Below are 21,875 nucleotides of genomic sequence, written 5' to 3'. Positions count from 1 at the left end.
ACATTCGGGGTAGTTCGGTAAGAGGGGTAACGAGATGAACCGTACACGCTGTTTCAATTCTTCGGGTTGCCTTGTCGGTGCTTCTCTCGCGGGCGCATCTGGCATATAGTTGCGCACGCAACCAAATTGAAGCCGATGCCCATGACCGTGCCTGCCCATGTCCCTGTGTTGATTGCCGGCGGGGGCCCTGTTGGCCTCACGCTCTCGGCCTTGCTCTCGGCCCAGGGCATTGCCAACCTCGTGATCGAGGCCGACGAGAGTTACTGCACGGGCAGTCGAGCCATCTGCATGTCGCGCCGCTCGCAGGAGATCCTGGCGTGGGTCGGCGCTGACAAGCCACTCATTGACAAAGGCCTGAGCTGGGTGGGCGGGCGCAGTTACTGGCGCCACACCGAGGTGCTGCACTTCCAGATGCCGAGCGAACCCACGCAGCGCTTCGCACCCATGGTCAACATCCAGCAGTTTCATGTGGAGGCGTTTGCTCACCGCGCGGCGCAATCGGCTGGCTCCTCGCAGGTGCAATGGAGCAGTCGTGTGAGCACCGTGAAGCCTGGGTCTGACGGAGTCGAGGTCGAGGTGAACATGCCCGAGGGCGTTCAGACCGTGCACGCCGACTGGCTGGTGGCCTGCGACGGCGGCCGCAGCACCGTGCGCGAGCAACTTGGCCTGCAGCTCGAAGGCACGCAGTACGACGGCAAGTATGTGATCGTCGACGTTGTGCAGAAAACGCGGCGCGCGGTGGAGCGACTGGCCTGGTTCGACCCGCCGTCCAACCCGGGGTCCACCATCCTCATGCACCGCCAGCCCGACGACGTATGGCGCATCGATTACCAGATCCGCGACGACGAGGACCCGCTGGAGGCGGTCAAGCCTGAGAACGTGTTGCCGCGCGTGCAGAGCCACCTGGCCATGATTGGCGAGACCGAGCCCTGGGAGCCGCTGTGGATCTCGATCTACAACGCCAAATGCCTCACCTTGCCGAGCTACCGGCACGGGCCTGTGATGTTCGCCGGCGATGCTGCGCACCTGGTGCCCATCTTCGGCGTGCGCGGCCTCAACTCCGGACTGGACGACGCGGGCAATCTCGCGTGGAAGCTGGCGCGGGTGGTGCGCGGCCAGTCGCCGCACACGCTGCTGGATTCGTATTCCACCGAACGGGTGCACGCCACGCGCGAGAACATTGCGTACGGAGCCAAGAGCACCGAATTCATGGCACCGCCCAACTTTGCCTATCGGCTCATGCGCGAGGCCACGCTGCGCCTGGCGCAGGGCGATGCGCAGGTGAGGTCGCTCATCAACCCGCGCCAGTCCACCCCCATCACCTACGTGGGTTCGCCTCTGAATGCCGACGCCACCGGCGGCTGGAGCAACGATCTGGCCGCGTCCGGGGCCCCCGCACCCGAAGCACAGTTGCAGGACGGGCAGGGCGCTTTTCACCTCAGCAGCCGCTTCGGGCGGGGCTTTCTGGTGCTTGCCTTTGGGCCTGGGGGTCGGTGTTTGCCGACCGTTCCTGAAGCGGAGATGCTGGCCATCGATCCCGCCATGGATGTGCATGGCCAGGCATGGCAACGCTACGGCCTGTCCGGTCCGGAGGACAAGGCCCTCGTGCTCGTGCGGCCCGACGGCTACGTGATGGGCCGCTGGCACAGCCACGACCCGGCGCCCGTGCTCCAGACCCTCCACACCACCGGAGTGCTCGCATGACCGACGCCGACCTGGACCGCAGCTACAGCGCCCTGTGCGAAGCCCTCACCCGCGTGGGCGAAGACAAGGCACCGCTCTTCCTCTCCATGCTCTGCCTGTCGCTCATCAGCCGCCTGCAGCAGGCTGACGAGGTGTTGCCCCTGATGGCACATGCCGAGCGCCAGTGCGCCGAGGGAGCCGGCGATGTCTGTTGAAACCTCCCCGCCTGCACTGCAGGATTTCCTGACCTGGCGGCTGCACCGGCTGGCCAAACTCACCGACCGCCGGTCCACCGACGCTTACGCCAACGTCTTCGGGCTGGGCGTGGGCGAAGCGCGGTGTCTGGCCGCCATCGGGCAGTTCGCGCCGCTGTCGGTGAAAGACCTCGCGGCGCAGGCCAACCTGGACAAGGCCCAGGCCAGCCGGGCCGCGCAGATGCTGGTGGACCGCAATCTGGTGCTCAAATCCGCCAGCGAAACCGACGCGCGCGGCGTGGTGCTCACGCTCACCCGCACCGGCCGGCCGTTGTGGAAGCGGGTGATGCACCTGATCGAGCAGCGCAACGCGGACATCTTTGGCTGCCTCTCGAAGGCCGAACGGCGCCAGTTGCAGGCCATGTTCGACCGGCTCATTGCCCATGCAGAGGCCCAAGCTGAGGGCAGTAGCCCTGCCAGCCCCTGAAATCAGGGGTAACCCGTAAAATCACGGGTTTTCCACCCACCCGCGCTCCGGGTCCGTGTCACCCCATGAACGCTCCCGTCGACGTCTCCTTTTTCGCTCGCGCCGCCAAGCCGATCACCAGCTACCGCCCGTACTGGGCCAAGCGGTTCGGCGTGGCGCCCCTGCTGCCCATGAGCCGTGCCGAGATGGAGAAGCTCGGCTGGGACAGCTGCGACATCATCCTGGTGACGGGTGACGCCTATGTGGACCACCCCAGCTTCGGCATGGCGGTGGTGGGGCGTGTGCTGGAAGCACAGGGCTTTCGCGTGGGCATCATTGCCCAACCCGACTGGACCAGCGCCGAGGCCTTCAAGGCCCTGGGCAAGCCCAACCTGTTCTGGGGCGTGACGGCCGGGAACATGGATTCCATGATCAACCGCTACACGGCGGACCGCAAGATCCGCAGCGACGACGCCTACACACCGGGCGACGTGGGCGGCAAACGGCCCGACCGCGCAGCCATCGTCTACAGCCAGCGCTGCCGCGAAGCCTTCAAGGACGTGCCCATCGTGCTCGGCGGCATTGAAGGCAGCCTGCGCCGGATCGCGCACTACGACTACTGGAGCGACAAGGTGCGCCGCAGCATCGTGGTGGACAGCAAGTGCGACCTGCTGCTCTACGGCAATGCCGAACGAGCGCTGGTCGAAGTGGCTCACCGCATCGCGGCGCGCGAGCCGATCGAGCGCATCACCGATGTGCGCGGCACCGCCTTCGTGCGCCGCCCGGGAGACCCCACTGCCGAGGGCTGGATCGAGATCGACTCCACCGAGGTCGACATGCCGGGCCGCGTGGAAGACCACATCAATCCCTACCTGACGACCAGCGAGCAGGCGCAGGCGCAGGGCGAGACCTGCTCGAAAGACGATGGCAATGCCGAGCCCGCAGTGGCCAACCCGGCCATCCAGCCACTGAAGTTCGTGCCCAACCCCGCCCTGCAAAGCAAACGCAAGCCTCCCGCGCGCGACCGCAGCGTGATCCGCCTGCCCAGCTACGAGCGGGTCAAGAGCGATGCCGTGCTCTACGCCCACGCCAACCGCGTGCTGCACCTGGAAACCAATCCCGGCAATGCCCGCGCGCTGGTGCAGGCGCACGGTGAAGGCAGCACGGCGCGCGACGTGTGGATCAACCCACCGCCGATTCCGCTGACCACGGCCGAGATGGACTTTGTCTTCGACCTGCCGTACGCCCGCAGCCCGCACCCGGCCTACGCCGACGAACACGGCAAGCACGATGGCGCGACCAAGATCCCGGCCTGGGAAATGATCCGCTTCAGCGTGAACATCATGCGCGGCTGTTTCGGCGGCTGCACCTTCTGCTCGATCACCGAGCACGAGGGCCGCATCATCCAGAGCCGCTCGGAAGAATCGATCATCAAGGAAGTGGAAGACATCCGCGACAAGGTGGAGGGCTTCACCGGCGTGGTGTCCGACCTCGGCGGCCCCACGGCCAACATGTACCGCCTGGGCTGCAAGACGCCCGAGATCGAAGCGGCCTGCCGCAAGCCCAGCTGCGTCTACCCCGGCATCTGCTCCAACCTCACCACCGACCACGGCCCGCTGATCAAGATCTACAAGCGGGCGCGCGAACTGCGCGGCATCAAGAAGGTGCTGATCGGCTCCGGCCTGCGTTACGACCTGGCCATCAAGAGCCCGGAGTACGTGAAGGAACTGGTGCAGCACCACGTGGGCGGCTACCTCAAGATCGCGCCCGAGCACACCGAGGGTGGTCCGCTGTCCAAGATGATGAAGCCGGGCATCGGCAGCTACGACAAGTTCAAGCAGCTGTTCGAGAGGTTCAGCGAAGAGGCGGGCAAGAAGCAGTACCTCATCCCTTACTTCATCGCCGCCCACCCGGGCACCAGCGACGAAGACATGATGAACCTCGCGGTCTGGTTGAAGAAGAACGGATTCCGCGCCGACCAGGTGCAGACCTTCTACCCCAGCCCCATGGCCACGGCCACGGCCATGTACCACACCAACCTGAACCCGCTCAAGGGCATCAGCCGCGATGCGCAACGCGCAGAGCGGGTGGACATCGTGCGCGGCGACAAGCGCCGCCGCCTGCACAAGGCGTTCCTGCGGTACCACGATTCGAACAACTGGCCGCTGCTGCGCGAAGCGCTGAAAACCATGGGCCGTGCGGATCTGATCGGCAACGGCAAGCACCACCTGATCCCCACCTTCCAGCCCGTGACGGATGGCAGCTACCAGAGCGCACGGCGCAAGAACAGCACGCCGGTGGGCAAGGCGGTGCAGCCAGCCGCCGGCCGCCTGCTCACGCAGCACACCGGTTTGCCGCCGCGCGTGACGGGTGCCGGGCGACCGGGCTCGCCCGTGGGTGCGGGCAAGCGCAAGGCCCGCTGAGTTTCAGGTCGACGGCGGCGGCGGGGGAGCGTCGGTGAAGGCCGGCCACACGATCCAGGCCAGCAGCGCCAGCGTGTTCACAGCGACCGTCATCCAGTAATACAGCCTGAACGGCTGCTTGCTCGTCTTGTGGCGCAGGATCTGCTGCGCAAACCACGCCCCCGGCCAACCCCCCGCGAGTGCCAGCGCGTGCAGCTGGTCTTCGGGCGTGCGCTGGGTCTCGTTGCTGGCGGCGTCCTTGTCGCGCCAGTACATGTAGAACGTGCCCAGGTTGATCAGCACCACCGCCGTGAGGATCACCCACGGAAAGCGGCCCAGGCCGATGCCCACCAGCAACAGCAGCAGCCAGAACGCAATCAGCCCCAGGCCGATCCACAGCGGCAGTTCTTCGCGGCGCCTCTCGCGCGGCAAGGGGGATCGCCTGGCGGGTGCTGCGCGGGGCAGCAATTCGGCCTCGGGAGGGGTCAAGGGCTTGGGCGTTTCAAACGGCGCCTTCACCTCGTTGCGCAAAGGCTCCACCGACAAGGCACGTGGCCCTTTGCCGCCCACGTGGATTTCCTGGAACGTGACCGGCAGGCCCTCGCTGGGCGGCTGGTGACCACTGAAATCCCGCACGTGGAAAAAGATGTCGGCGGCGGTCTGCTCGCTGCGGATGAAGCCGAACGCCTTGGCTGGATCCCAGCGCACCACGGTTCCCTGTTTTCGCATGATGTTGAGTGATGGGTCGAAGGAGGGCGGTGGCTTGTCCGATTCTCCGGAATGGCGCAAAATGCGCCAAACAGGAGATGTTTCATGTCCACCACCGGTTCCGCATTTTCCTCTGTCAAGTTGCCCTCCGGGCTGGTTCAGCAGGCACGTGAGGCGGCGCAGCCACAACGGCGCTCGATCGCCGGGCAAATCGAGTACTGGGCCACGCTGGGACGCATTGCCGAAGAGACCGGCCTCACGGTGCAGGAGGCGCGCGAGGCCATCGCCCGTTACGACGCTGCTGCGCGGCACGCGGTGCCGGCCGATCCGATGGACGCGATCGAGGCGCGCTTTCTGGCGGCTGAATCCAGCGGCCGCCTGGCGCAGGCGGTTCGTCAGACCGTGCAGGACAACCGCAGCAAGGCCCCCGCCGCCCGCCGCGCTGCGTGACGCCCCCGGTTTTCTACTTGCTTGCGGGGCCCAACGGGGCCGGCAAATCCACGTTGTACCGCGCTGCCGTGGCCGAGGGCCTGATCCCGGCCGACATCGAGTTTGTCAACGCCGATCTGTTCGAGGCGGCCGAGTTGACGCAGGTGGTCGATCCGAAGGCGCGCTCCGAGCAGGCGCGGCTTTGGGCGGACCGGCGCCGCGCCACGCTGCTGGCTGCGGGCAGATCGTTCGTGAGCGAAACCGTGTTCTCCCATCCCTCCAAACTGCAACTCCTGGCCGATGCGCAGGCGGCGCGGTTTCGCACCGTGCTGCTGGTGGTGTGCGTGGACGATGCGCAGCAACTCGTGCGCCGGGTGGCGCAGCGGGTGCGAGAAGGTGGTCATGCGGTGCCGCCCGACCGCATCCTCGCGCGCTACCCGCGCACCCTTGAGCACCTGAAAGGCGCCGTGCGCCTGGCCGATCTGGCATTGCTCTACGACACCTCGGGCACCGCCATCCAGCCGCCGCGGCTGGTGGCTCACTGTCGGCGTGGCCTGCCTCCGGTGGTTGCAGGCAAGTTGCCCGCCTGGGCTGCTGGTGTGCTGGCTGGCTGACGCTCAGGCCAGTGTGTGCAGCGGGATGTCCTTGGCCACCGCAAGTTGATCCAGCTGCTTGCGCGTCATCCCCTTCAGGAAAGCGGCGATGGCGGCGTGCGTCTCTGGCTTGAACAGCGTGCGCATGTCGCTCACGGCCAGGCCCGCCGCCGTGCACAGGGCCGCGGCGAAATGCGGCTCCAGCGCGGCCACGGCCACGCGGCCGTCCTTGCAGGGGTACACCCGGTAGCCCGCGTGCGCGCCGCCCACGGCGCCGGTGGGCATGGTCAGCCCCCAGCTGCGCGGCAGGGCGAGCCAGTTGGCGGCGTCCGACAAGGCGACTTCCTGAAACACGCCCTTGCCGGTGGATTTCTGAACCATCACCGCTTTGAGCGCGGCTTCGCTGGCCATGAGCGCACCGCCCATGTCGGCAAACAGGGTGGCGGGCAGTTCCAGTCCGGGCACCAGGCCGGCGTCCGCCAGGTAGGTGAGGTCGTGGCCGGGTTCTTCGGCGCGCGCACCCGGCGCACCCACGATGGCGACCACGCTGAGCGCGGGGTGCTGTTTGTGCAGCGTCTTCCAACCCAGGTTCAGTTTGGTGAGTGCCGACGGGCGGAACGAGGTGAGCAGCAGGTCGCTACGCGCCAGCGCCTTGTGCAGCGCGGCCTGGCCTTTGTCGGTCTTGAGGTCGACGCTCACGATCTTGATGCCGTCGTGCAGGGTGGCGTAGGCCTTGGGGTTGTACTGGCCCATGGGGTCGCCGCTGGCTGCGCTCTTGGGCGCGGGCGGCTCGGCCTTGAGGCAGGTGGCGCCCAGGGCTTTGAGGCGCATGAGCGCGGCTGGCCCCGGCAGGTTGAGCGCGAGGCTGAGCACGCGCACGCCGCGCAGGGGTTTGAGGGTTGGGGCAGGGCGGGTGGTGGCGGTCATGGGCGCTCGGGTGGGTGCGGTCGCTGCACTGTACTGCCGCGCTTGCCGCCTGAAGCGCAAACGGGCGACAGCGTCGCCCGTTTGAACCCCGTCGCAGGACCTCAGCGGCGACCGAAGTCCAGCGGCAGCCCCACGTAGTTCTCGGCGAGTGAACGCGACAGCGCCTCGGAATTCACCAGATAGTCGAGCTCGGCTTCCTGCACCTTCTGGCCGAAGCCGGCCGTGTCGGGGAACTGGTGCATGAGCGAGGTCAGCCACCAGCTGAAACGCTCGGCGCGCCAGACGCGGGCCAGGGCCTGCTGCGAGTAGTTGTCGATGCCCGCGCTGGACTTTTCGATGTAGTGGTCGATGAAGGCGCTGGAGAGGTACTTCACGTCGCTGGCCGCCAGGTTCAGACCCTTGGCGCCCGTGGGCGGCACGATGTGCGCCGCGTCGCCCGCGAGGAACATCCGTCCGAAGCGCATGGGCTCGGCCACGAAGCTGCGCAGCGGCGCGATGCTCTTTTCGATGCTGGGGCCGGTGATCATGCGCTCGGCCATTTCGGGGTCCAGGCGGCGGCGCAGTTCGTCCCAGAAACGGTCGTCGCTCCAGGCCTCGACCTTGTCGTCGATGGGGCACTGCACGTAGTAGCGGCTGCGCGTGAGGCTGCGCATGGAACACAGGCCGAATCCGCGCTCGCTGTTGGCGTAGACGATGGCGTGGGTGGACACCGGCGGCACATCGGCCAGCACACCGAGCCAGCCGAAGGGGTAGACCTTCTCGTACTCGGTGATGGCGCCCTTGGGCACGCTGGCGCGGCACACGCCGTGAAAACCATCGCAGCCGGCGATGAAGTCGCAACTCACCTCGTGCGTCTGGCCATCCTTCTCGTATCGCACCACCGGATGGTCGGTGTCGAAGTCGTTCACCGTCACGTTGGCCGCGCTGTAGACGGTGGTCAGGCCGGCGGCGCTGCGCGCGTCCATCAGGTCGCGGGTCACCTCGGTCTGGCCGTAGGCCGTGACCACCTTGCCGCCGGTGAGGCCGTGCACGTCGATGGCGTGGCGCTGATTGGCAAACACCAGCTCGATGCTGTGGTGCACCGTGCCCTCGGCCTTGACGCGCTCGCCCACGCCGGCCTCGGCCAGCAAGTCCACCGTGATCTGCTCCAGGATGCCGGCGCGGATGCGGCTCAACACGTAGTCACCGCTCTGGCGCTCGATGATGATGTTGTCGATGCCGGCCTTGTGCAGCAACTGGCCGAGCAGCAGGCCCGACGGGCCGGCGCCGATGATGGCGACCTGGGTTCTCATGTCTTGTCTCCTGATGGGAATGGACAAGCGTAAAAACCTCGCGCCTTGAACACAACCGTGTCCGTTCGACCTTGCGCGATGATCGGACGGCTTGTGCGATCACCGCGCAATATGGGGTGCACGGCGCATAATCCGGCCATGAACGCACCCGAACACGCCATCGCCAAGGCCGATTTCATCGAAGGCATGGCCAAGGGCATGGCGGTGCTGGAGAGTTTTGACACCCAGCGTCAGCGGCTCAACGCGACCCAGGCCGCCGAGCGGGCCGGCCTCACGCGCGCAGCCGCCCGGCGCCACCTGCTCACACTGGCGCACCTGGGCTATCTGGACACCGACGGCAGCCACTACTGGCTTTCAGCGAAGGTGCTGCGCTTCTCAGGGAGCTATCTGGCCTCGGCGCGCCTGCCGCGCCTGTTGCAGCCCACACTCAACCGACTCGCCGCGCTCACGCGGGACTCGTTTTCAGCGGCTGTGCTGGATGGCGACGAGGTGGTGATCATCGCGCGCAACGTGTCCATGGGCGGGCAGCGCCTCATGGCCTATGGGCTGCATCTGGGCGCCAGGCTGCCCGCTCACGCCACCTCCACCGGGCGTGTCCTGCTGGCCGCCATGCCCCGCGCGGAATTCACCACCTGGCTCAAGGGGCGCGAGCTGCCCCGGCTGACGCCACACACCGCGGTCGATCACAAGGCGTTCAGAGCCCTCATTGCCGAGGTGCGCAGCCAGGACGTGTCGATCGCGCGCGAAGAGCACGAGCTGGGCGTGTTCGCGCTCGCGGTGCCGCTGCGCAACATGCAGGGCAAGGCGGTGGCGGCGCTGAACGTGGTGTCCTCCGCCGAGCGCATGGATTCGCCACAGTTCCAGCGCGACATGCTGCCGCTGCTGCAAGACGCCGCGCGCGAACTGCGTCCCCTGCTCTGACGGCAGCGCCTGGCTCCAGACGGCTCCAGTCAAGTTCCCCGTCGGTGGCAGCACAGCGCAGGCGCCTTGCGCTGACTAAGGTTGGGATGCAGTGGCGCCGCAGTCCGCGGCTTCGCGCAGCAACCTCTCTGAAAGGAACATGCCGTGGCCTTCTACACCGAACCCCAACGCAAGATTCAGGAACAGTTCGAGAGCCGTCGCCTGGCCGATGCCGTGGAGAGAGCGATCGTGACCGACGAACTGGACGATCGTCACATTGCGTTCATCGCGTCCCGCGACTTCTTTTTTCTCAGCACGGTCAATGCGGCGGGCGAGCCCACCGTGTCCTACAAGGGCGGCAACGTCGGCACGGTCAAGGTGATCGACAACAAGACGCTGGCGTTTCCCGCTTATGACGGCAACGGCATGATGCTGTCGTGGGGCAACATCAGCGACACGGCCAAGGTCGGTTTGCTGTTCATCGACTTCGAAACACCCAACCGCATCCGCGCACAGGCCACCGCCACGCTGCACACCGACGATCCGCTGCTGGCCGAGTACCCGGGTGCTTTCATGGTGGTTCGCGCCCACATCGACAAGGTGTTCCTGAACTGCGCGCGCTACATCCACCCCCACCGGCGCCTGGGCACATCAAGGTACGTACCCGCCGACGACGGCAGCCAGCCGTTCCCGGCGTGGAAACGCATCGAGGATCTGCAAGGGTCGCTCAAACCCGTGGACGAGGGCCAGGCCATGCACCACGGAGGCCTCATCACCGAAGCGCAGTACGGCGAGGCGCTGATGAAGGGCGAATCCTGAGGTGGAGCGCTGTCACACGCCCAGGTACTGCTCCAGCAGTTCGGGCTTCGACAGGAGCTCCCCGGAGCTGCCCTCGAACACCACTTCACCTTTGACCAGGATCACGTTGCGGTCGGTGATCGGGGTGACGTGTTTCCAGTTCTTGTCCACGATGATGCTGCTGATGCCGCTCTCGCGGATCAGGCCGCAGATGCGCCATATCTCGCGCGCGATCAAAGGCGCCAATCCCTCGGTGGCTTCGTCCAGGATCAGCAGGTCGGGGTTGGTCATGAGCGCGCGGCCGATGGTGAGCATTTGTTGCTCGCCGCCGCTGAGCTGCTGCCCGCCGTGGTTCAGGCGTTCGGCCAGGCGCGGGAAAGTCTCCAGCACCCGTTCGTACGTCCAGTCGCGCTGACCCTTGGTGCCGGCGCGCGCCGACATCACCAGGTTCTCGCGCACGCTCAGATTGCCGAAGATGCCGCGGCCTTCGGGCACGTAGGCCAGGCCCTGGCGGGCAATCTCGAAGGTGGGCGCGCCGGTCATGTCGCGGCCCTTCACATGCACCTTGCCACCACTGGGCTTGACGATGCCCATGATGGATTTGAGCAGCGTGGATTTGCCCATGCCGTTGCGTCCCATCAGACCGATCGTCTGGCCCGCGCCGACGGTGAAGTCGATGCCGCGCAGGATGTGGCTCGCGCCGTAGTGGGTGTTCAGGCCCTTGGCCTCAACCAGTGCGTTCGTCAAGGCGCTCATCAGTGTTCCTCACCCAGATAGGCCGCTTGCACCGATGCGTCGGCGCGCACCTGCGCCGGCGTGCCGCTGGCGATCACCTGGCCGTTCACCATCACGGTGAGCTGGTCGGCCAGCGTGAAGACGGCGTCCATGTCGTGCTCCACCAGCATGATGGCGTGGTCCTTTTTCAAACGCAGCAGCAGCGCCACCATGCTTTCGGCTTCGGCCTGTCCCATGCCGGCCAGGGGCTCGTCGAGCAGCAGCACGGTGGGCTCGGTGGCCAGCGTCATGGCGATCTCCAGCTGGCGCTGCTCGCCGTGGCTGGTGGTGCCGGCCACCACGCCGATGCGGCCGGTGAGGCCGGCGAGTTCCAGAGCTCGTTCACAGCGTTGGTTCACAGCACCCATGGCGGCGGCGGAAGACACCCAGCGCAGCGGGTTCCAGGGGGCGTGCCGCTCGCGCGACTGCGCGGCCAGTCGCACGTTGTCCCACACGGTGAAGGGCAGGAAGATGTTGGTCTTCTGGTAGCTGCGGCCCAGGCCCAGACGCGAGATTTTTTCGGGGCTCTTGCCGGCGGTCTCGACGCCGTTGAGCGTGATGCGGCCCGAGGTGGGCGGCAGGTCGCCCGAAAGCAGGTTGGTCAGCGTGGACTTGCCCGCGCCGTTGGGCCCGATGACCGCGTGGATGCGGTCGCGGTGCAGGTCGACCGACACGTCGTTGACGGCGGCCAGACCGCCGAAGCGCTTGGTGAGGTTGCGCGCAGAAAGCAGGAGTTCGCTCATGGCGCACCTCGCTTCTTCGTCATTTGACCGACCAGGCCCAGCAGGCCGCGCGGCGCCAACACCACCACCAGCACGATGAACGTGCCCATGAGCAGCTGCCAGTGTTTGGTGAGGTCCTTGAAGAAGTGCATCACGTATTCAAACGCGAAGGCGCCCACGATGGCCCCGGCGAAGTTGCCCATGCCGCCCAGGATGACCATCATGATCGCGTGTGCGCTCATGTGGAAACCCATCAGCTCCGGGTTCACATAGCCGGTTTGCGCGGCCCACAGGAAGCCCGCCACACCGGCGAGCGCACCGGCCAGGGTGAAGGCCGCGAGTTTGTAGCCAAAGGTGCCATAGCCCACCGCGCGCATGCGGTGTTCGTTCACGCGAATGCCGGCGAGCACGCGGCCAAACGGCGAGAACAACAGCCGGCGCAGGAAGGCATAGACCAGCACCAGCAGCAACAGCGTGAAGTAGTAGAACGTGGTCTTGTTCTCGAGGTCGATGCCGGTCCAGCCGAACACCGAAGCGTCGGGGCGGAAGTTCACGTACACACCGTCCGAGCCGCCGAGAGCCTTGTTGTCGAAGAACAGGAAAAACACCATCTGCGCGAACGCCATGGTGACCATGATGAAGTAGATGCCGTGGGTGCGCACCACGAAGAAACCGATGATCAGTGCGGCCAGACCCGCGCCCAGCGCCGAGACGGGCAGGGCCCACCACAGGCTGATGGGGGTGTCGGCCGGCGTGAGGAAAGCCAGCGCATAGCCGGCGAGGCCGAAGTAGGCCGCGTGACCGAGCGACACCAGACCGCTCACGCCCTGCAACAGATCGAGGCTCATGGCAAAGATCGCCAGGATCATCATCTGCGAGAGCATCTGCAGGTAGAACTCGCCACCCGTGACCGGGATGAGCGGAAACGCAGCGAGCGCGATGGCGCCCAGCACCAGGATGGCCTGGATGCTGCGCGGCAGCTTCTCGAGTTGGGCTTTCGGAGAACTCATTGTTTGAACAGCCCTTCGGGCTTGTAGAGCAGCACGAGTGCCATCAACATGTAGACCGCCATGCCGGCGATCTGCGGCACCAGCACCTTGCCGAAGGTGTCGACCAGGCCCACCAGCAGTGCAGCCACCAGGGCACCGCGCACCGAGCCGATGCCGCCAATGACCACCACCACAAAACACATGATCAGCACCGAGCTGCCCATGCCGGGGTAGACGCTGGCAATGGGCGAGGCGATCATGCCGGCGATGGCGGCCAGCGCCACACCCAGCGCGAACACCACGCCATGGATGAGGCGGATGTTGATGCCGAGCGACTCGGTCATCTCGCGGTTGAAAGCTCCGGCGCGGATCTTCATGCCCAGGCGGGTCCTGGAGATCAGCAGGTACAGGCCGAGGGCGAGCGCAATGCACACGCCCGACATCACGAGGCGGTACACCGGGTACGAGAGGTTCTCGGTCAGCGGGATCGACCAGTTCAGCACCTCGGGCACCTGCACCGCGTGCACATCGTCGCCCCAGAGGATGGAGCGCACTTCTTCAAAGATGTAGATCAGGCCGAAGGTGAGCAGCACCTGGTCGAGGTGGTCGCGGTGGTAGAAGTGCCGGAACAGCGACCACTCCAGCAACCAGCCCAGCGCCACGGCGATCACCGTCCCAAGCACGATGGCCAGCACCAGGCTGTCCAGTTGCCCGACCAGGAACCAGGCGAGGTAGGCGCCCAGCATGTAGAAGCTGCCGTGCGCCAGGTTGACCACACCCATGATCCCGAAGATCAGCGTGAGGCCGGCGGCCAGCATGAACAGCAACAGGCCGTATTGCAGGCTGTTGAGCAACTGGATGAGGAAGTTGGCGAAATCCATGGGCGGGCAGATGGGTGGACGGAGCCGGGTAGCGTGCAAAAAACAGGCCAGCGCCCGTAAGACGCCGGCCTGCGGATCGACGGGCCCGGTCGGGGTGCGATCGTTTTGTGAACCTTATGCCATGCGGCAGCCGGTGGCCGGATCGGCCACGGCTTTCTGCGCAATGCCGATCACCTTGTTTTCCTTGTTCTCGACCTTGCGCAGGTACATGTCCTGGATCGGGTTGTGGGCCGCGCTCATCTTCCACTTGCCGCGCGGGCTGTCGATCTCGGCGCTGTTCATGGCCGCGTACAACGCCTGCTTGTTGTTCAGGTCGCCCTTGACCGCGTTGGCGCCCTTGATGAGCAGCAGACCCGTGTCGTAGCCCTGCACCGCATACACGTCAGGCTGCATGCGGAAGGTCTTGGCGTACTCGAGGCGGAATTTCTTGTTGCGCGGCGTGTCCAGCGAGTCGCTGTAGTGCATGGTGGTCAGCACGCCGTTGGCGGCATCACCGGCGGCATCGAGCACGCCCTCGGTCAGGAAGCCCGAGCCGTAGAGCTGGATGTTCTTGTTCAGGCCAGCGGCTGCGAAGTCGCGCAGGAACTTGGCCGCGCCGCCACCGGCAAAGAAGCAGGCCACGGCATCGGGGTTGAGCGAGGCAATCTCGGTCAGCAGGGCCTGGAATTCCACGTTGGGGAAGGGCAGGCCCAGCTTCTTGATGATGGTGCCGCCGGCTTCGGTGTAGCTCTTCTCGAAGCCTTCAAAGGCCTCTTCGCCGGCCGCGTAGTTCCAGGTGATCCACACGGCCTTCTTGTGGCCGCGCTCCATCATGGCCTTGCCCAGCGCCAGCGTGGGTTGGGAGTTGGTGAACGAGGTGCGGAAGACGTTGGGCGAGCACTGCGCACGGGTGGCCACGTGCACGCCGGCGTTGGGGATCAGGCTGAGCACGCCGCTGTCGCGTGCCACCTTGTGGATGCCCATCTGCACGCCGGAGTGGACCGTGCCCACGAGCACGTCGACCTTGTCGCGCTGCACCAGGCGGGTGGCGTTCTCGATGCCCTTGGCCGGGTTCGACTCGTCGTCGACCTTGAAGAACTCGACCTCTCGGCCGCCGAGCTTGCCGCCCTGTTCGTTGAGTGCCATGCGGAAGCCGTTTTCAATCGCCACGCCCAGCTGGGCGAAGGTGCCGGTGTAGGGCAGCATGAAACCCACGCGGACCTTGTCCGACTGTGCGCGCGCGAATTCGGGCAACAACAGGCCGGTGGACGCGGCGCCGATCACGGCAGCGCTTCGGGTCAGGACAAGTCGGCGAGTGGTCATTGGGGATCTCCAGGTGGGTTGGCGGAAAGCGATGAGGTGCAGGGGGAATGTAGACGGCGGGGTATCGATTGGCGATACAGAATAACCCGTACTTGAGGCTTGAACTATTTATATATGAATCGGCGAACGCCGGGTCAGGCGGTTGCGGGCAGTGCCAGTGCCAGCCAATCGCGCGCCCAGGCCGTGCACACCACCTCGGGTTCGGTGCCGGCGGAAGCGTCGTGGCGGAACACCTCGCCGATGCGCACCGCGCCCAGGTCGGCCAGGCGTTCATCGAAGCGCAGGCCGCCGTTGCAGAAGGTCTGGGGGTAGACGCTGTCGCCCAGCGCGATCACGCCATAACGCACGCTGCCCAGGAATTTGGGTTGGCTGGCCAGGGATTCGTAGAGATGGCGGGCGTTGTCGGGCACGTCGCCCGCGCCGTAGGTGGAGGAACAGATGACGTAAAGTGCATCTTCGTCAAACACCGAGATGTCCAGCCCATCCATCATGCGGACCTCGATGGACGGGACGAGATCCACGCAATCCATCTCGATGGCCTGTGCCACGTACTCGGCCGTGTTGGTCATGGTGCCGACCAGGATGAGGAGTTTTGAAGGGGTGCTCATAGGGGGTACAGGCAATATACTTCATGTTTTTCCGCCGGCCATCCGGGAAAACCCTTCGCTTTGGGTGGCTGGCCCGGCGCTACCCGTGCGGGTTGGTTGGGACGTTTCAGTGGGTTGTACATGCGTTTTCCAGAGTCAAGTTGCTGGTGGCCTCGTCACCACAGCTTCCCAAATCCGGGTCGGATGAACAGCCTGCTGAAAGTTCACATCCAGTGCCAACCATCCGGTACCCGCGAGAACCCACACCGCAGAGGTCATTCCATGCCGGGACAAACGTCCGCGCAACCAGGTGCGTCGGCATTGAGCGCGCTCAAGCGGGTTGTTTGCCGCACCGCACAGACTGCTGGTCAAGTGAATCCGCCGTTGGAAAGGAGCACCGTCGTGAGCCGCATCCTCGTGGTTTATTACTCCCTCAGCGGTCATACCGAATTCGTGGCCCGGCAGATCGCGGCCCGCTGCCACGAAGACCTGGAGCGCATCCAGGACCGCAACCCGCGACAGGGCGTTCTCGGGTACGTACGGTCCTCGTTCACGACTGGCCCTGACCGAACGCGCGGTGCCGCAATGCCAGCGCGATCCGGCCCTGCTGCGTTTCCTGCAGGACATCCAGCGCCAGCCGTCCTCGTCCGTCTCGCTGCCGCCCGCTTCTTGCACCCAACCTGTTTCCAACCGGAACCGATTCGTGTTGTGTGACATCGGGCGCGTTGGCGTCGGGTGCCGGGTGCAGCGGGGCCAGGCGCCACAGCGCTCCATGAACCGGGCAGCTCGGTCACCCCAAGGCCGCCACAGGCACCGCCAAGCCTGAGCGCATGCGTTCCCACTGCGCCACATGCTCGCCGAGCTGGTGCGCCGTGATGGCCGAGAGTGTCCAGCCCAGGTGGCCATGGCCGGTGTTGTAGAACACGTTGGCCTGTCTGCCCGCGCCCACGCGCGGCATCATGTCGGGCATCATGGGCCGCAGGCCGGCCCAGGGTTCCACCCTGCGGGTGCTCACACCCGGGAAACACTGGTTCACCCAGTTCACCAGCGGCCGGATGCGGTCGGCGCGGATGTCGAGGTTGATGCCGTTGAACTCGGCCGTGCCGGCCACACGGAATCGGTCCACACCGAGGCGGCTGGTCACCAGCTTGGTCTCGTCGTCCAGCAAGCTCACCTGCGGCGCGGCGGCCTGACTCTGTTCGTCGTTCAGCATCACGGTGATGGAGTAGCCCTTGACCGGATACACGTTGAGCCGGTCGCCGAGCTGGGCGCCGAGCGCGCGGCTGTGCACGCCGGCACTGATCACCACGGCGTCGGCATTCACCACCTGCCCGTCGGACAGCGTCACCTTCGCGTTGGTGCCGGTGCTGCGCACGCGGGCCACCGTCTGGCCGGTCATGAGATGCACGCCCATCCGTGCACAGGCCTTGCTCAGGCCGTGGGTGAACTTGTGGATGTCGCCGGTGCTGTCGCTCTCGGTGTAGTAGCCGCCGAAGTAGTCGCCTTGCAGGGTGGGCTCGATGGCGCGCATCTCGTCGGGCGTGACGGCGCGGCGCGGCAGGCCGCCTTCGGCCAGCAGCCTGGAGACTTCGCCCGCGTGCTCGAAGCCGGCGCGGTCGCGGTAGATGTGCAGGATGCCTTGGCGCTTCAGGTCGAAGTCGATGCCCTCGGCCCGTGCCCAGCCGAACAGGTGCTCGCGTGCCGCGATGGCCAGGCGCGTGGTGGCCACGGTGTTGCTGCGGTACTTGGGGATGGACGCGACGAACTCGGCGAACCAGCTGAGCTTGTGCCAGCTCGGGGTGGGGTTGACGAGCAGCGGTGCGTCGGCCTTGAACATCCACTTCAGGCCCTTGAGCAGGGTGGAAGGATGGGTCCAGACCTCGGCGTTGGAGGCCGAGAGCTGGCCGCCGTTGGCATGGCTGGTTTCCATGCCCGCGTAGCGGTGTTTTTCAATCAGGGTGACCTGGTGGCCCTGACGGGCCAGGGCGTAGGCGCTGGTGACGCCGGTGATGCCGCCGCCGATGACGATGAGGTGTGCCATGGGAATCTCGCTTGCAGAGTCGTCAAACAATGGAGGACACAGTCCGCACACCGTGTGCGGACCATGACCCCCTCTGTTTGTGACCTGAGAGATTCACCGGCCCCTGGGGCTGGCTTGCTCCTGCGGTGGGCCGGGGGACGAATCCCGGCCACTCTTCAGAGTGTGTTGCGTGTCGACCGGTCCTTTTGCCTGAGAGTTTCCGGGGCGGTTGCTCCTTCGGCGCCAGCCTGCTTTTCAGGCCAGTCTCTCCCGGTCGACGTGTTTGAGGCGCTTATTGTGCCTGCAGCTGGATCGACTTCGCGATGGCGCGGAACTGCTGGATGCCGTCGGCGTAGGCCTGGTCCACCGCCTTGAGTGACAGCGGCTTGGCCAGCAGCTGGCTGTTCGCTTCCAGCGCCTGGTGCACGCCGGGATCGGCCAGCGTTTCGGTGATGGCCTTGTGCAGCGTGGTCACCACCGGCTCCGGGGTGTCCTTCTTCACGAAGTAGCCGGTCCAGATGTTGAAGGTGAAGTTCTTGAGCTGGGTGCTCTCGGTGATGGCGGGGTAGCTCTTCACGTTCTCGAGCCGCTCGCTGTTGAGCATGGCCAGCACCTTGACGCGGCCGCTCTTGTGCATGTCGTCGTACTTCTTGCCGTAGGGCGCCAGGAAAAAGTCGACCTGGCTGGCCAGCAGGTCCTGCTCGGCCGGCGCTGCGCCCTTGTACGGCACATGCACCATGGGAATGCCGGTGACCTTGGACAGGTGCTCGCCGAGCAGGTGGTAGAACGAGCCGGGGCCGACGCTGGCGTAGGTCAGGGGCCGGCCCTGCTGCGCCGCCTTGCGGGCCTGGTCCAGGAACTCGTCCACGGTGCTGGCGGGGAAGTCCTTGCGGGCGAGAAACGCGATCTGCGCGGTGGCGATCATCTGCACCAGACGGAAGTCCTCGCTCTTGAACTTGATGGACGCAATGGCCAAGGGCGCGAGGATGAGTTCGTTGGGTGAACCCTGGAACACGGTGTAGCCGTCGCTGGCACCGTTGAGCACTTTCTGCGCGGCAATCGACCCGCTGGCTCCACCCAGGTTCTCAATGACGACCGGCTGGCCCAGTTGTTTGCCCAGGGTGTTGTTGACCGAGCGCGCGATCACGTCCGACAGGCCACCAGCCGGGTAGGGCACCATCAGCGTCACCGGCCGGGTGGGGTAGCTCTGCGCCTGTGCTGCGCCGGATACGCTGGCCAGGGCGATGGCCGCCGCGGCCACCAGGGTTTTGAAGGGGCTGTTCATGGGTGTCTCCAGTGGGTTGTTCAGGGTGGGTTGGGGGAAAGCAGCGTGTTGACCAGCGCGATCCAGTACGCGGCGCCGGTGGCGATGTTGTGGTCGTTGAAGTCGTAGGCGGGGTTGTGCACCATGCAGGCGCCGGGCTCCTGGCCGGCGCCGTTGCCGATGAACAAATAGCTGCCCGGCACACGCTCCAACATGAAGGCAAAGTCTTCGCTGCCGGTGAGCATGGGGCCCTGGGCCACCACCTGCTCGGGCGGAAAATGCGCCTGTGCCACCGCGAGGGCCAGCTCGGTCTGCCGAGCGTCGTTGACCAGCACCGCGTAGCCGGGGCGCCAGTCGATCTCGGCGCGCACACCGAAGCTCTCGGCCTGCAGGCGAACCAGGTCGCGGATGCGTTGCTCGACGCTGCGACGCACCTGCGGGTCCAGGGCACGCACGCTCAGCTCCAGCCGGGCCGAGGCGGGAATCACGTTGTTGGCCTGGCCCGCGTGCACGGCGCCCACGGTGACCACGGCCGGCTGCATCGGGTCCACATGGCGCGAGACGATGGTCTGCAGCGCCATGACGATGGACGCCGCCGCGACCACCACGTCGGTCGCCTTGTGGGGCATGGCGCCATGGCCGCCCATGCCGTGCAGCGTGACGGTGGCGTAGTCGGAAGAGGCCATCGTCGCTCCGCTGCGAAACACCAGCTGGCCCTGCGCGAAGCCGGGCATGTTGTGCATGGCAAAGATGGCGTCGCAGGGGAAACGCTCGAACAGGCCGTCCTCCATCATCTTCAGGGCGCCACCACCGCCTTCTTCGGCGGGCTGGAAGATCAGGTTGAGTGTGCCGTCGAACCTGCCTTGTGTGGCCAGGTGCTGCGCGGCGGCCAGCAGCATGGCGGTGTGGCCGTCGTGACCGCAGGCGTGCATCACGCCGTGGTGGCAACTGGACCAGTCGGTGCCGCTGTCCTCGACGATGGGCAGCGCGTCCATGTCCGCGCGCAGTCCGATGACCCGCGTGGAGCTGCCGCGGCGCAGCTGGCCCACCACCCCGGTGCCGCCCAGGCCGGTAATCACCGCGTAACCCCAGGCCTGCAGCTTCTGCGCCACCAGGGCACTGGTGCGGTGCTCGTCGAAGGCCAGTTCGGGATGGCGGTGGATGTCGCGCCGCAGTGCGACGAACTCCTGAACTGCAAGATCGCTGAGACGTTCCAAGGCAGGTGCTCCGGCTGAGGGGTCGTGGGAAGCGGCATTCAAAGCCGCTGGCGACCAGGTTTCATGAACTTTGCTGGATGCTAGAAAGCGATGGGCTTAAAGTCCAATGCATTGCAGATCAATGATCAATAACTTTCACTGAGGGCTTGACATGACGCTGGTGCAGCTCAGGCATTTCGTGGTGCTGGCCGAGGTCGGAACGTTTGTGCAGGCAGCGGCGGCCCTGTTCTTGACCCAGCCTGCGCTCACCCGCAGCATCCATGCGCTGGAGGAAGAGTTGGGCGGCGCCTTGTTCGACCGCCTTGGGCGGCGCATTTCGCTGACCCCTTTCGGTGACGAGGTGCTGGTACGCGCAAGGCGTCTGGTGAGCGACGCCGAGGCGCTCAAACAGGCTGGCCAGGGGCTGCACGCGGGTCTCATCGGGCAGCTTCGTGTGGGCCTGAGCTCGGCGCCAGGCGCGCTGCTGAGCACCCCGCTGATGCTGCACATGGCCGAGCACCACCCCCGGTTGCAGCTTCAGATCTCTCGCGGCAACACCGCCGTGCTGCTCCATGCACTACGCGAACAACAACTGGACGCGGCGATCGTCGACATCCGCGACATGCGTCCTTCGGCCGAACTGAAGGTGTCGCTGGCGTTTGAACTGAGCGCAGGATTTCTGGTGAGGCCGAACCACCCCCTGGCGCAACGAGGCGGTCCGGTGGGCCTCGAGGATGTCATGGCCTACCCGGTGGCATCCACGCCCTTGAGTGACGAGGTTGCCCGCATGCTGATTGCCCGCTACGGCCCGCAAGCCAACCCGGACGACATGGTTACGCTGCGCTGCGACGAGACCATGAGCATCGTCGACGTGGCGCGACGCAGCAACGCCATCGTGCTCACCGTCAACGCAGCGGCGGTCGATCTGATCCGGCTGGAGGTGTCACCCAGTCTCGATGCCACGGCGCGGTTCGGGCTGGTCACTTCAGCGAAGCGTCAGGAGGCGCCTGCCCTTCGCATCCTGCGCTCCCAGCTGCCCTGCTGGACAGCCGCTCTCACATGCGCGCCATGACCTGATTCGAAAAGGGGGCTTCGACGGCAACAAGCGCCGCGTGGAGCTTGTTCAGCGTCGGCTGTCTCCGCCGCGGCATGGAGGTGATGCGAAGGCTCGGCACGCACATCAAAGGGACGTGAGAACGCACGCGACCAGAAGGCGTGCGGCATGCCCTGCTGGCGGTATGCATGTTCAACGTGTATGCGTTCTTTGCCCACGGAGATGGATCCGGGGTCGAACCTGGCCGCCTTGCGGGCAGACTTCCCGACCTGGCAAGCGCGGTCGGTGTGTGCACCCTAGAATCCAGCCATGCGCCGCCTGATCATCCTCGTCCTGTGCCTGCTGCTGCCCCTGCAGGGCTTTGCGGTCTGGCAGGCACCTGCGTCACCATGCCCCATGCAGGACATGATGGCCATGGTGGAGGAGGTCGGTGAGACGGCAGACGCCTTGGCCGAGGCCATGGAAGACTGCTGCAACGACATGGCCACCTTTGAGCTCACGGGCCAGCCCTGCAAGAGCGTACAGAGCTGCGCCGCGCCCGCGGCCGGCCTGCTTTCCATCCCATCCCTCGTGGCCCAGACGCCGGCCACCCTGGACCCTCAAGCGCCCGCCTGGCGCAGCCTTCCTCCGGGCGCGACCACGCGCCTCTGGCGCCCTCCCACTTCCGTCTGAACCCCCGCACAGTGCAGGCCAC

The 21,875-nt window shown here is 66.0% G+C and carries 22 protein-coding genes and 1 riboswitch; of the genes, 10 read left to right on the top strand and 12 right to left on the bottom strand.

All coding sequences use genetic code 11. The features are described from left to right. Nucleotides 1–141: 141 nt before the first annotated feature. The 4 genes from BSY239_RS09260 to BSY239_RS09245 all read left to right on the top strand — a co-directional run bounded on the left by BSY239_RS09260 (nucleotide 142) and on the right by BSY239_RS09245 (nucleotide 4,766). On the top strand, nucleotides 142–1,704 hold the full coding sequence (locus BSY239_RS09260) for an FAD-dependent monooxygenase (protein ID WP_083240180.1): 1,563 nt from the start codon (nucleotides 142–144) through the stop codon (nucleotides 1,702–1,704). Then, nucleotides 1,701–1,898 carry a hypothetical protein gene (locus BSY239_RS09255; RefSeq protein WP_069046594.1) on the top strand — a complete coding sequence of 66 codons (198 nt, stop codon included), beginning with the start codon at nucleotides 1,701–1,703 and terminating at the stop codon, nucleotides 1,896–1,898. The genes BSY239_RS09260 and BSY239_RS09255 overlap by 4 nt, the downstream gene beginning before the upstream one ends. Further along, complete coding sequence (locus BSY239_RS09250) at nucleotides 1,888–2,364, top strand: MarR family winged helix-turn-helix transcriptional regulator (RefSeq protein ID WP_069046593.1); 477 nt, start codon at nucleotides 1,888–1,890, stop codon at nucleotides 2,362–2,364. The genes BSY239_RS09255 and BSY239_RS09250 overlap by 11 nt, the downstream gene beginning before the upstream one ends. A 65-nt stretch (nucleotides 2,365–2,429) precedes the next feature. Further along, nucleotides 2,430–4,766 carry a YgiQ family radical SAM protein gene (locus BSY239_RS09245; RefSeq protein ID WP_069046592.1) on the top strand — a complete coding sequence of 779 codons (2,337 nt, stop codon included), beginning with the start codon at nucleotides 2,430–2,432 and terminating at the stop codon, nucleotides 4,764–4,766. A 3-nt stretch (nucleotides 4,767–4,769) separates the two neighbouring features. Here the strand turns inward: BSY239_RS09245 and BSY239_RS09240 are convergent, their stop codons facing one another. Beyond that, the gene (locus BSY239_RS09240) at nucleotides 4,770–5,474 is read right to left on the bottom strand and encodes a cold shock and DUF1294 domain-containing protein (RefSeq protein ID WP_069048890.1); all 705 of its coding nucleotides are present in this window, start codon (nucleotides 5,472–5,474) and stop codon (nucleotides 4,770–4,772) included. An 84-nt stretch (nucleotides 5,475–5,558) separates the two neighbouring features. Between BSY239_RS09240 and BSY239_RS09235 the strand changes: the two genes are divergently transcribed. Further along, nucleotides 5,559–5,903 (top strand): TA system antitoxin ParD family protein, encoded by a 345-nt coding sequence (locus tag BSY239_RS09235; protein ID WP_069046591.1) that lies wholly within the window; start codon nucleotides 5,559–5,561, stop codon nucleotides 5,901–5,903. Beyond that, entirely contained in the window at nucleotides 5,900–6,496 is a 597-nt protein-coding gene (locus tag BSY239_RS09230; protein WP_069046590.1) for an AAA family ATPase, read from the top strand. The genes BSY239_RS09235 and BSY239_RS09230 overlap by 4 nt, the downstream gene beginning before the upstream one ends. A 3-nt stretch (nucleotides 6,497–6,499) precedes the next feature. Here the strand turns inward: BSY239_RS09230 and BSY239_RS09225 are convergent, their stop codons facing one another. Together BSY239_RS09225 and pobA are read right to left on the bottom strand one after the other, a co-directional pair. Next, complete coding sequence (locus tag BSY239_RS09225; protein WP_069046589.1) at nucleotides 6,500–7,402, bottom strand: CoA transferase; 903 nt, start codon at nucleotides 7,400–7,402, stop codon at nucleotides 6,500–6,502. A 101-nt stretch (nucleotides 7,403–7,503) separates the two neighbouring features. Continuing rightward, nucleotides 7,504–8,694 (bottom strand): 4-hydroxybenzoate 3-monooxygenase, encoded by a 1,191-nt coding sequence (gene pobA, locus BSY239_RS09220; protein WP_069046588.1) that lies wholly within the window; start codon nucleotides 8,692–8,694, stop codon nucleotides 7,504–7,506. A gap of 138 nt (nucleotides 8,695–8,832) precedes the next feature. Between pobA and BSY239_RS09215 the strand changes: the two genes are divergently transcribed. Both BSY239_RS09215 and BSY239_RS09210 read left to right on the top strand, forming a co-directional pair. Further along, the gene (locus tag BSY239_RS09215) at nucleotides 8,833–9,615 is read left to right on the top strand and encodes an IclR family transcriptional regulator domain-containing protein (protein ID WP_069046587.1); all 783 of its coding nucleotides are present in this window, start codon (nucleotides 8,833–8,835) and stop codon (nucleotides 9,613–9,615) included. A 144-nt stretch (nucleotides 9,616–9,759) separates the two neighbouring features. Then, nucleotides 9,760–10,413 (top strand): pyridoxamine 5'-phosphate oxidase family protein, encoded by a 654-nt coding sequence (locus BSY239_RS09210; RefSeq protein WP_069046586.1) that lies wholly within the window; start codon nucleotides 9,760–9,762, stop codon nucleotides 10,411–10,413. 12 nt (nucleotides 10,414–10,425) lie between these two features. On the opposite strand, the gene BSY239_RS09205 is transcribed toward BSY239_RS09210, so the two are convergent. From BSY239_RS09205 to BSY239_RS09165, 9 genes are all read right to left on the bottom strand, one after another. Then, the gene (locus BSY239_RS09205; RefSeq protein WP_442905784.1) at nucleotides 10,426–11,148 is read right to left on the bottom strand and encodes an ABC transporter ATP-binding protein; all 723 of its coding nucleotides are present in this window, start codon (nucleotides 11,146–11,148) and stop codon (nucleotides 10,426–10,428) included. After that, complete coding sequence (locus tag BSY239_RS09200; RefSeq protein WP_069046585.1) at nucleotides 11,148–11,909, bottom strand: ABC transporter ATP-binding protein; 762 nt, start codon at nucleotides 11,907–11,909, stop codon at nucleotides 11,148–11,150. The genes BSY239_RS09205 and BSY239_RS09200 overlap by 1 nt, the downstream gene beginning before the upstream one ends. Continuing rightward, nucleotides 11,906–12,898: a branched-chain amino acid ABC transporter permease gene (locus BSY239_RS09195; protein WP_069046584.1), complete on the bottom strand. Its 993-nt coding sequence runs from the start codon at nucleotides 12,896–12,898 to the stop codon at nucleotides 11,906–11,908. Before BSY239_RS09195 ends, BSY239_RS09200 begins: the two co-directional genes overlap by 4 nt. After that, entirely contained in the window at nucleotides 12,895–13,758 is an 864-nt protein-coding gene (locus BSY239_RS09190) for a branched-chain amino acid ABC transporter permease (RefSeq protein ID WP_069046583.1), read from the bottom strand. Before BSY239_RS09190 ends, BSY239_RS09195 begins: the two co-directional genes overlap by 4 nt. A 114-nt stretch (nucleotides 13,759–13,872) precedes the next feature. Then, nucleotides 13,873–15,060 (bottom strand): ABC transporter substrate-binding protein, encoded by a 1,188-nt coding sequence (locus tag BSY239_RS09185; protein WP_069046582.1) that lies wholly within the window; start codon nucleotides 15,058–15,060, stop codon nucleotides 13,873–13,875. A 134-nt stretch (nucleotides 15,061–15,194) separates the two neighbouring features. After that, the gene (locus tag BSY239_RS09180; protein WP_069046581.1) at nucleotides 15,195–15,668 is read right to left on the bottom strand and encodes a flavodoxin domain-containing protein; all 474 of its coding nucleotides are present in this window, start codon (nucleotides 15,666–15,668) and stop codon (nucleotides 15,195–15,197) included. Nucleotides 15,669–16,437: 769 nt separating this feature from the next. After that, nucleotides 16,438–17,688 carry a D-amino acid dehydrogenase gene (locus BSY239_RS09175; RefSeq protein WP_069046580.1) on the bottom strand — a complete coding sequence of 417 codons (1,251 nt, stop codon included), beginning with the start codon at nucleotides 17,686–17,688 and terminating at the stop codon, nucleotides 16,438–16,440. 167 nt (nucleotides 17,689–17,855) lie between these two features. Continuing rightward, nucleotides 17,856–17,950: riboswitch (glycine riboswitch) on the bottom strand. A 9-nt stretch (nucleotides 17,951–17,959) separates the two neighbouring features. Then, the gene (locus BSY239_RS09170; protein ID WP_069046579.1) at nucleotides 17,960–18,952 is read right to left on the bottom strand and encodes a tripartite tricarboxylate transporter substrate binding protein; all 993 of its coding nucleotides are present in this window, start codon (nucleotides 18,950–18,952) and stop codon (nucleotides 17,960–17,962) included. 20 nt (nucleotides 18,953–18,972) lie between these two features. Next, on the bottom strand, nucleotides 18,973–20,148 hold the full coding sequence (locus tag BSY239_RS09165) for a M20 aminoacylase family protein (RefSeq protein WP_069046578.1): 1,176 nt from the start codon (nucleotides 20,146–20,148) through the stop codon (nucleotides 18,973–18,975). Nucleotides 20,149–20,299: 151 nt separating this feature from the next. Between BSY239_RS09165 and BSY239_RS09160 the strand changes: the two genes are divergently transcribed. Both BSY239_RS09160 and BSY239_RS09155 read left to right on the top strand, forming a co-directional pair. Continuing rightward, nucleotides 20,300–21,199, top strand: a complete 900-nt coding sequence (locus BSY239_RS09160) for a LysR family transcriptional regulator (protein ID WP_069046577.1) — start codon at nucleotides 20,300–20,302, stop codon at nucleotides 21,197–21,199. A gap of 291 nt (nucleotides 21,200–21,490) precedes the next feature. Beyond that, nucleotides 21,491–21,853, top strand: a complete 363-nt coding sequence (locus BSY239_RS09155; RefSeq protein WP_069046576.1) for a hypothetical protein — start codon at nucleotides 21,491–21,493, stop codon at nucleotides 21,851–21,853. The last annotated feature ends 22 nt before the right edge of the window (nucleotides 21,854–21,875 follow it).

It is taken from the genome of Hydrogenophaga sp. RAC07 (assembly GCF_001713375.1).
Taxonomy (GTDB): Bacteria; Pseudomonadota; Gammaproteobacteria; order Burkholderiales; family Burkholderiaceae_C; genus Hydrogenophaga.
The sequence above is the reverse complement of the archived record's forward strand: the minus strand, read 5'-3'. Positions and strand labels throughout refer to the sequence as shown.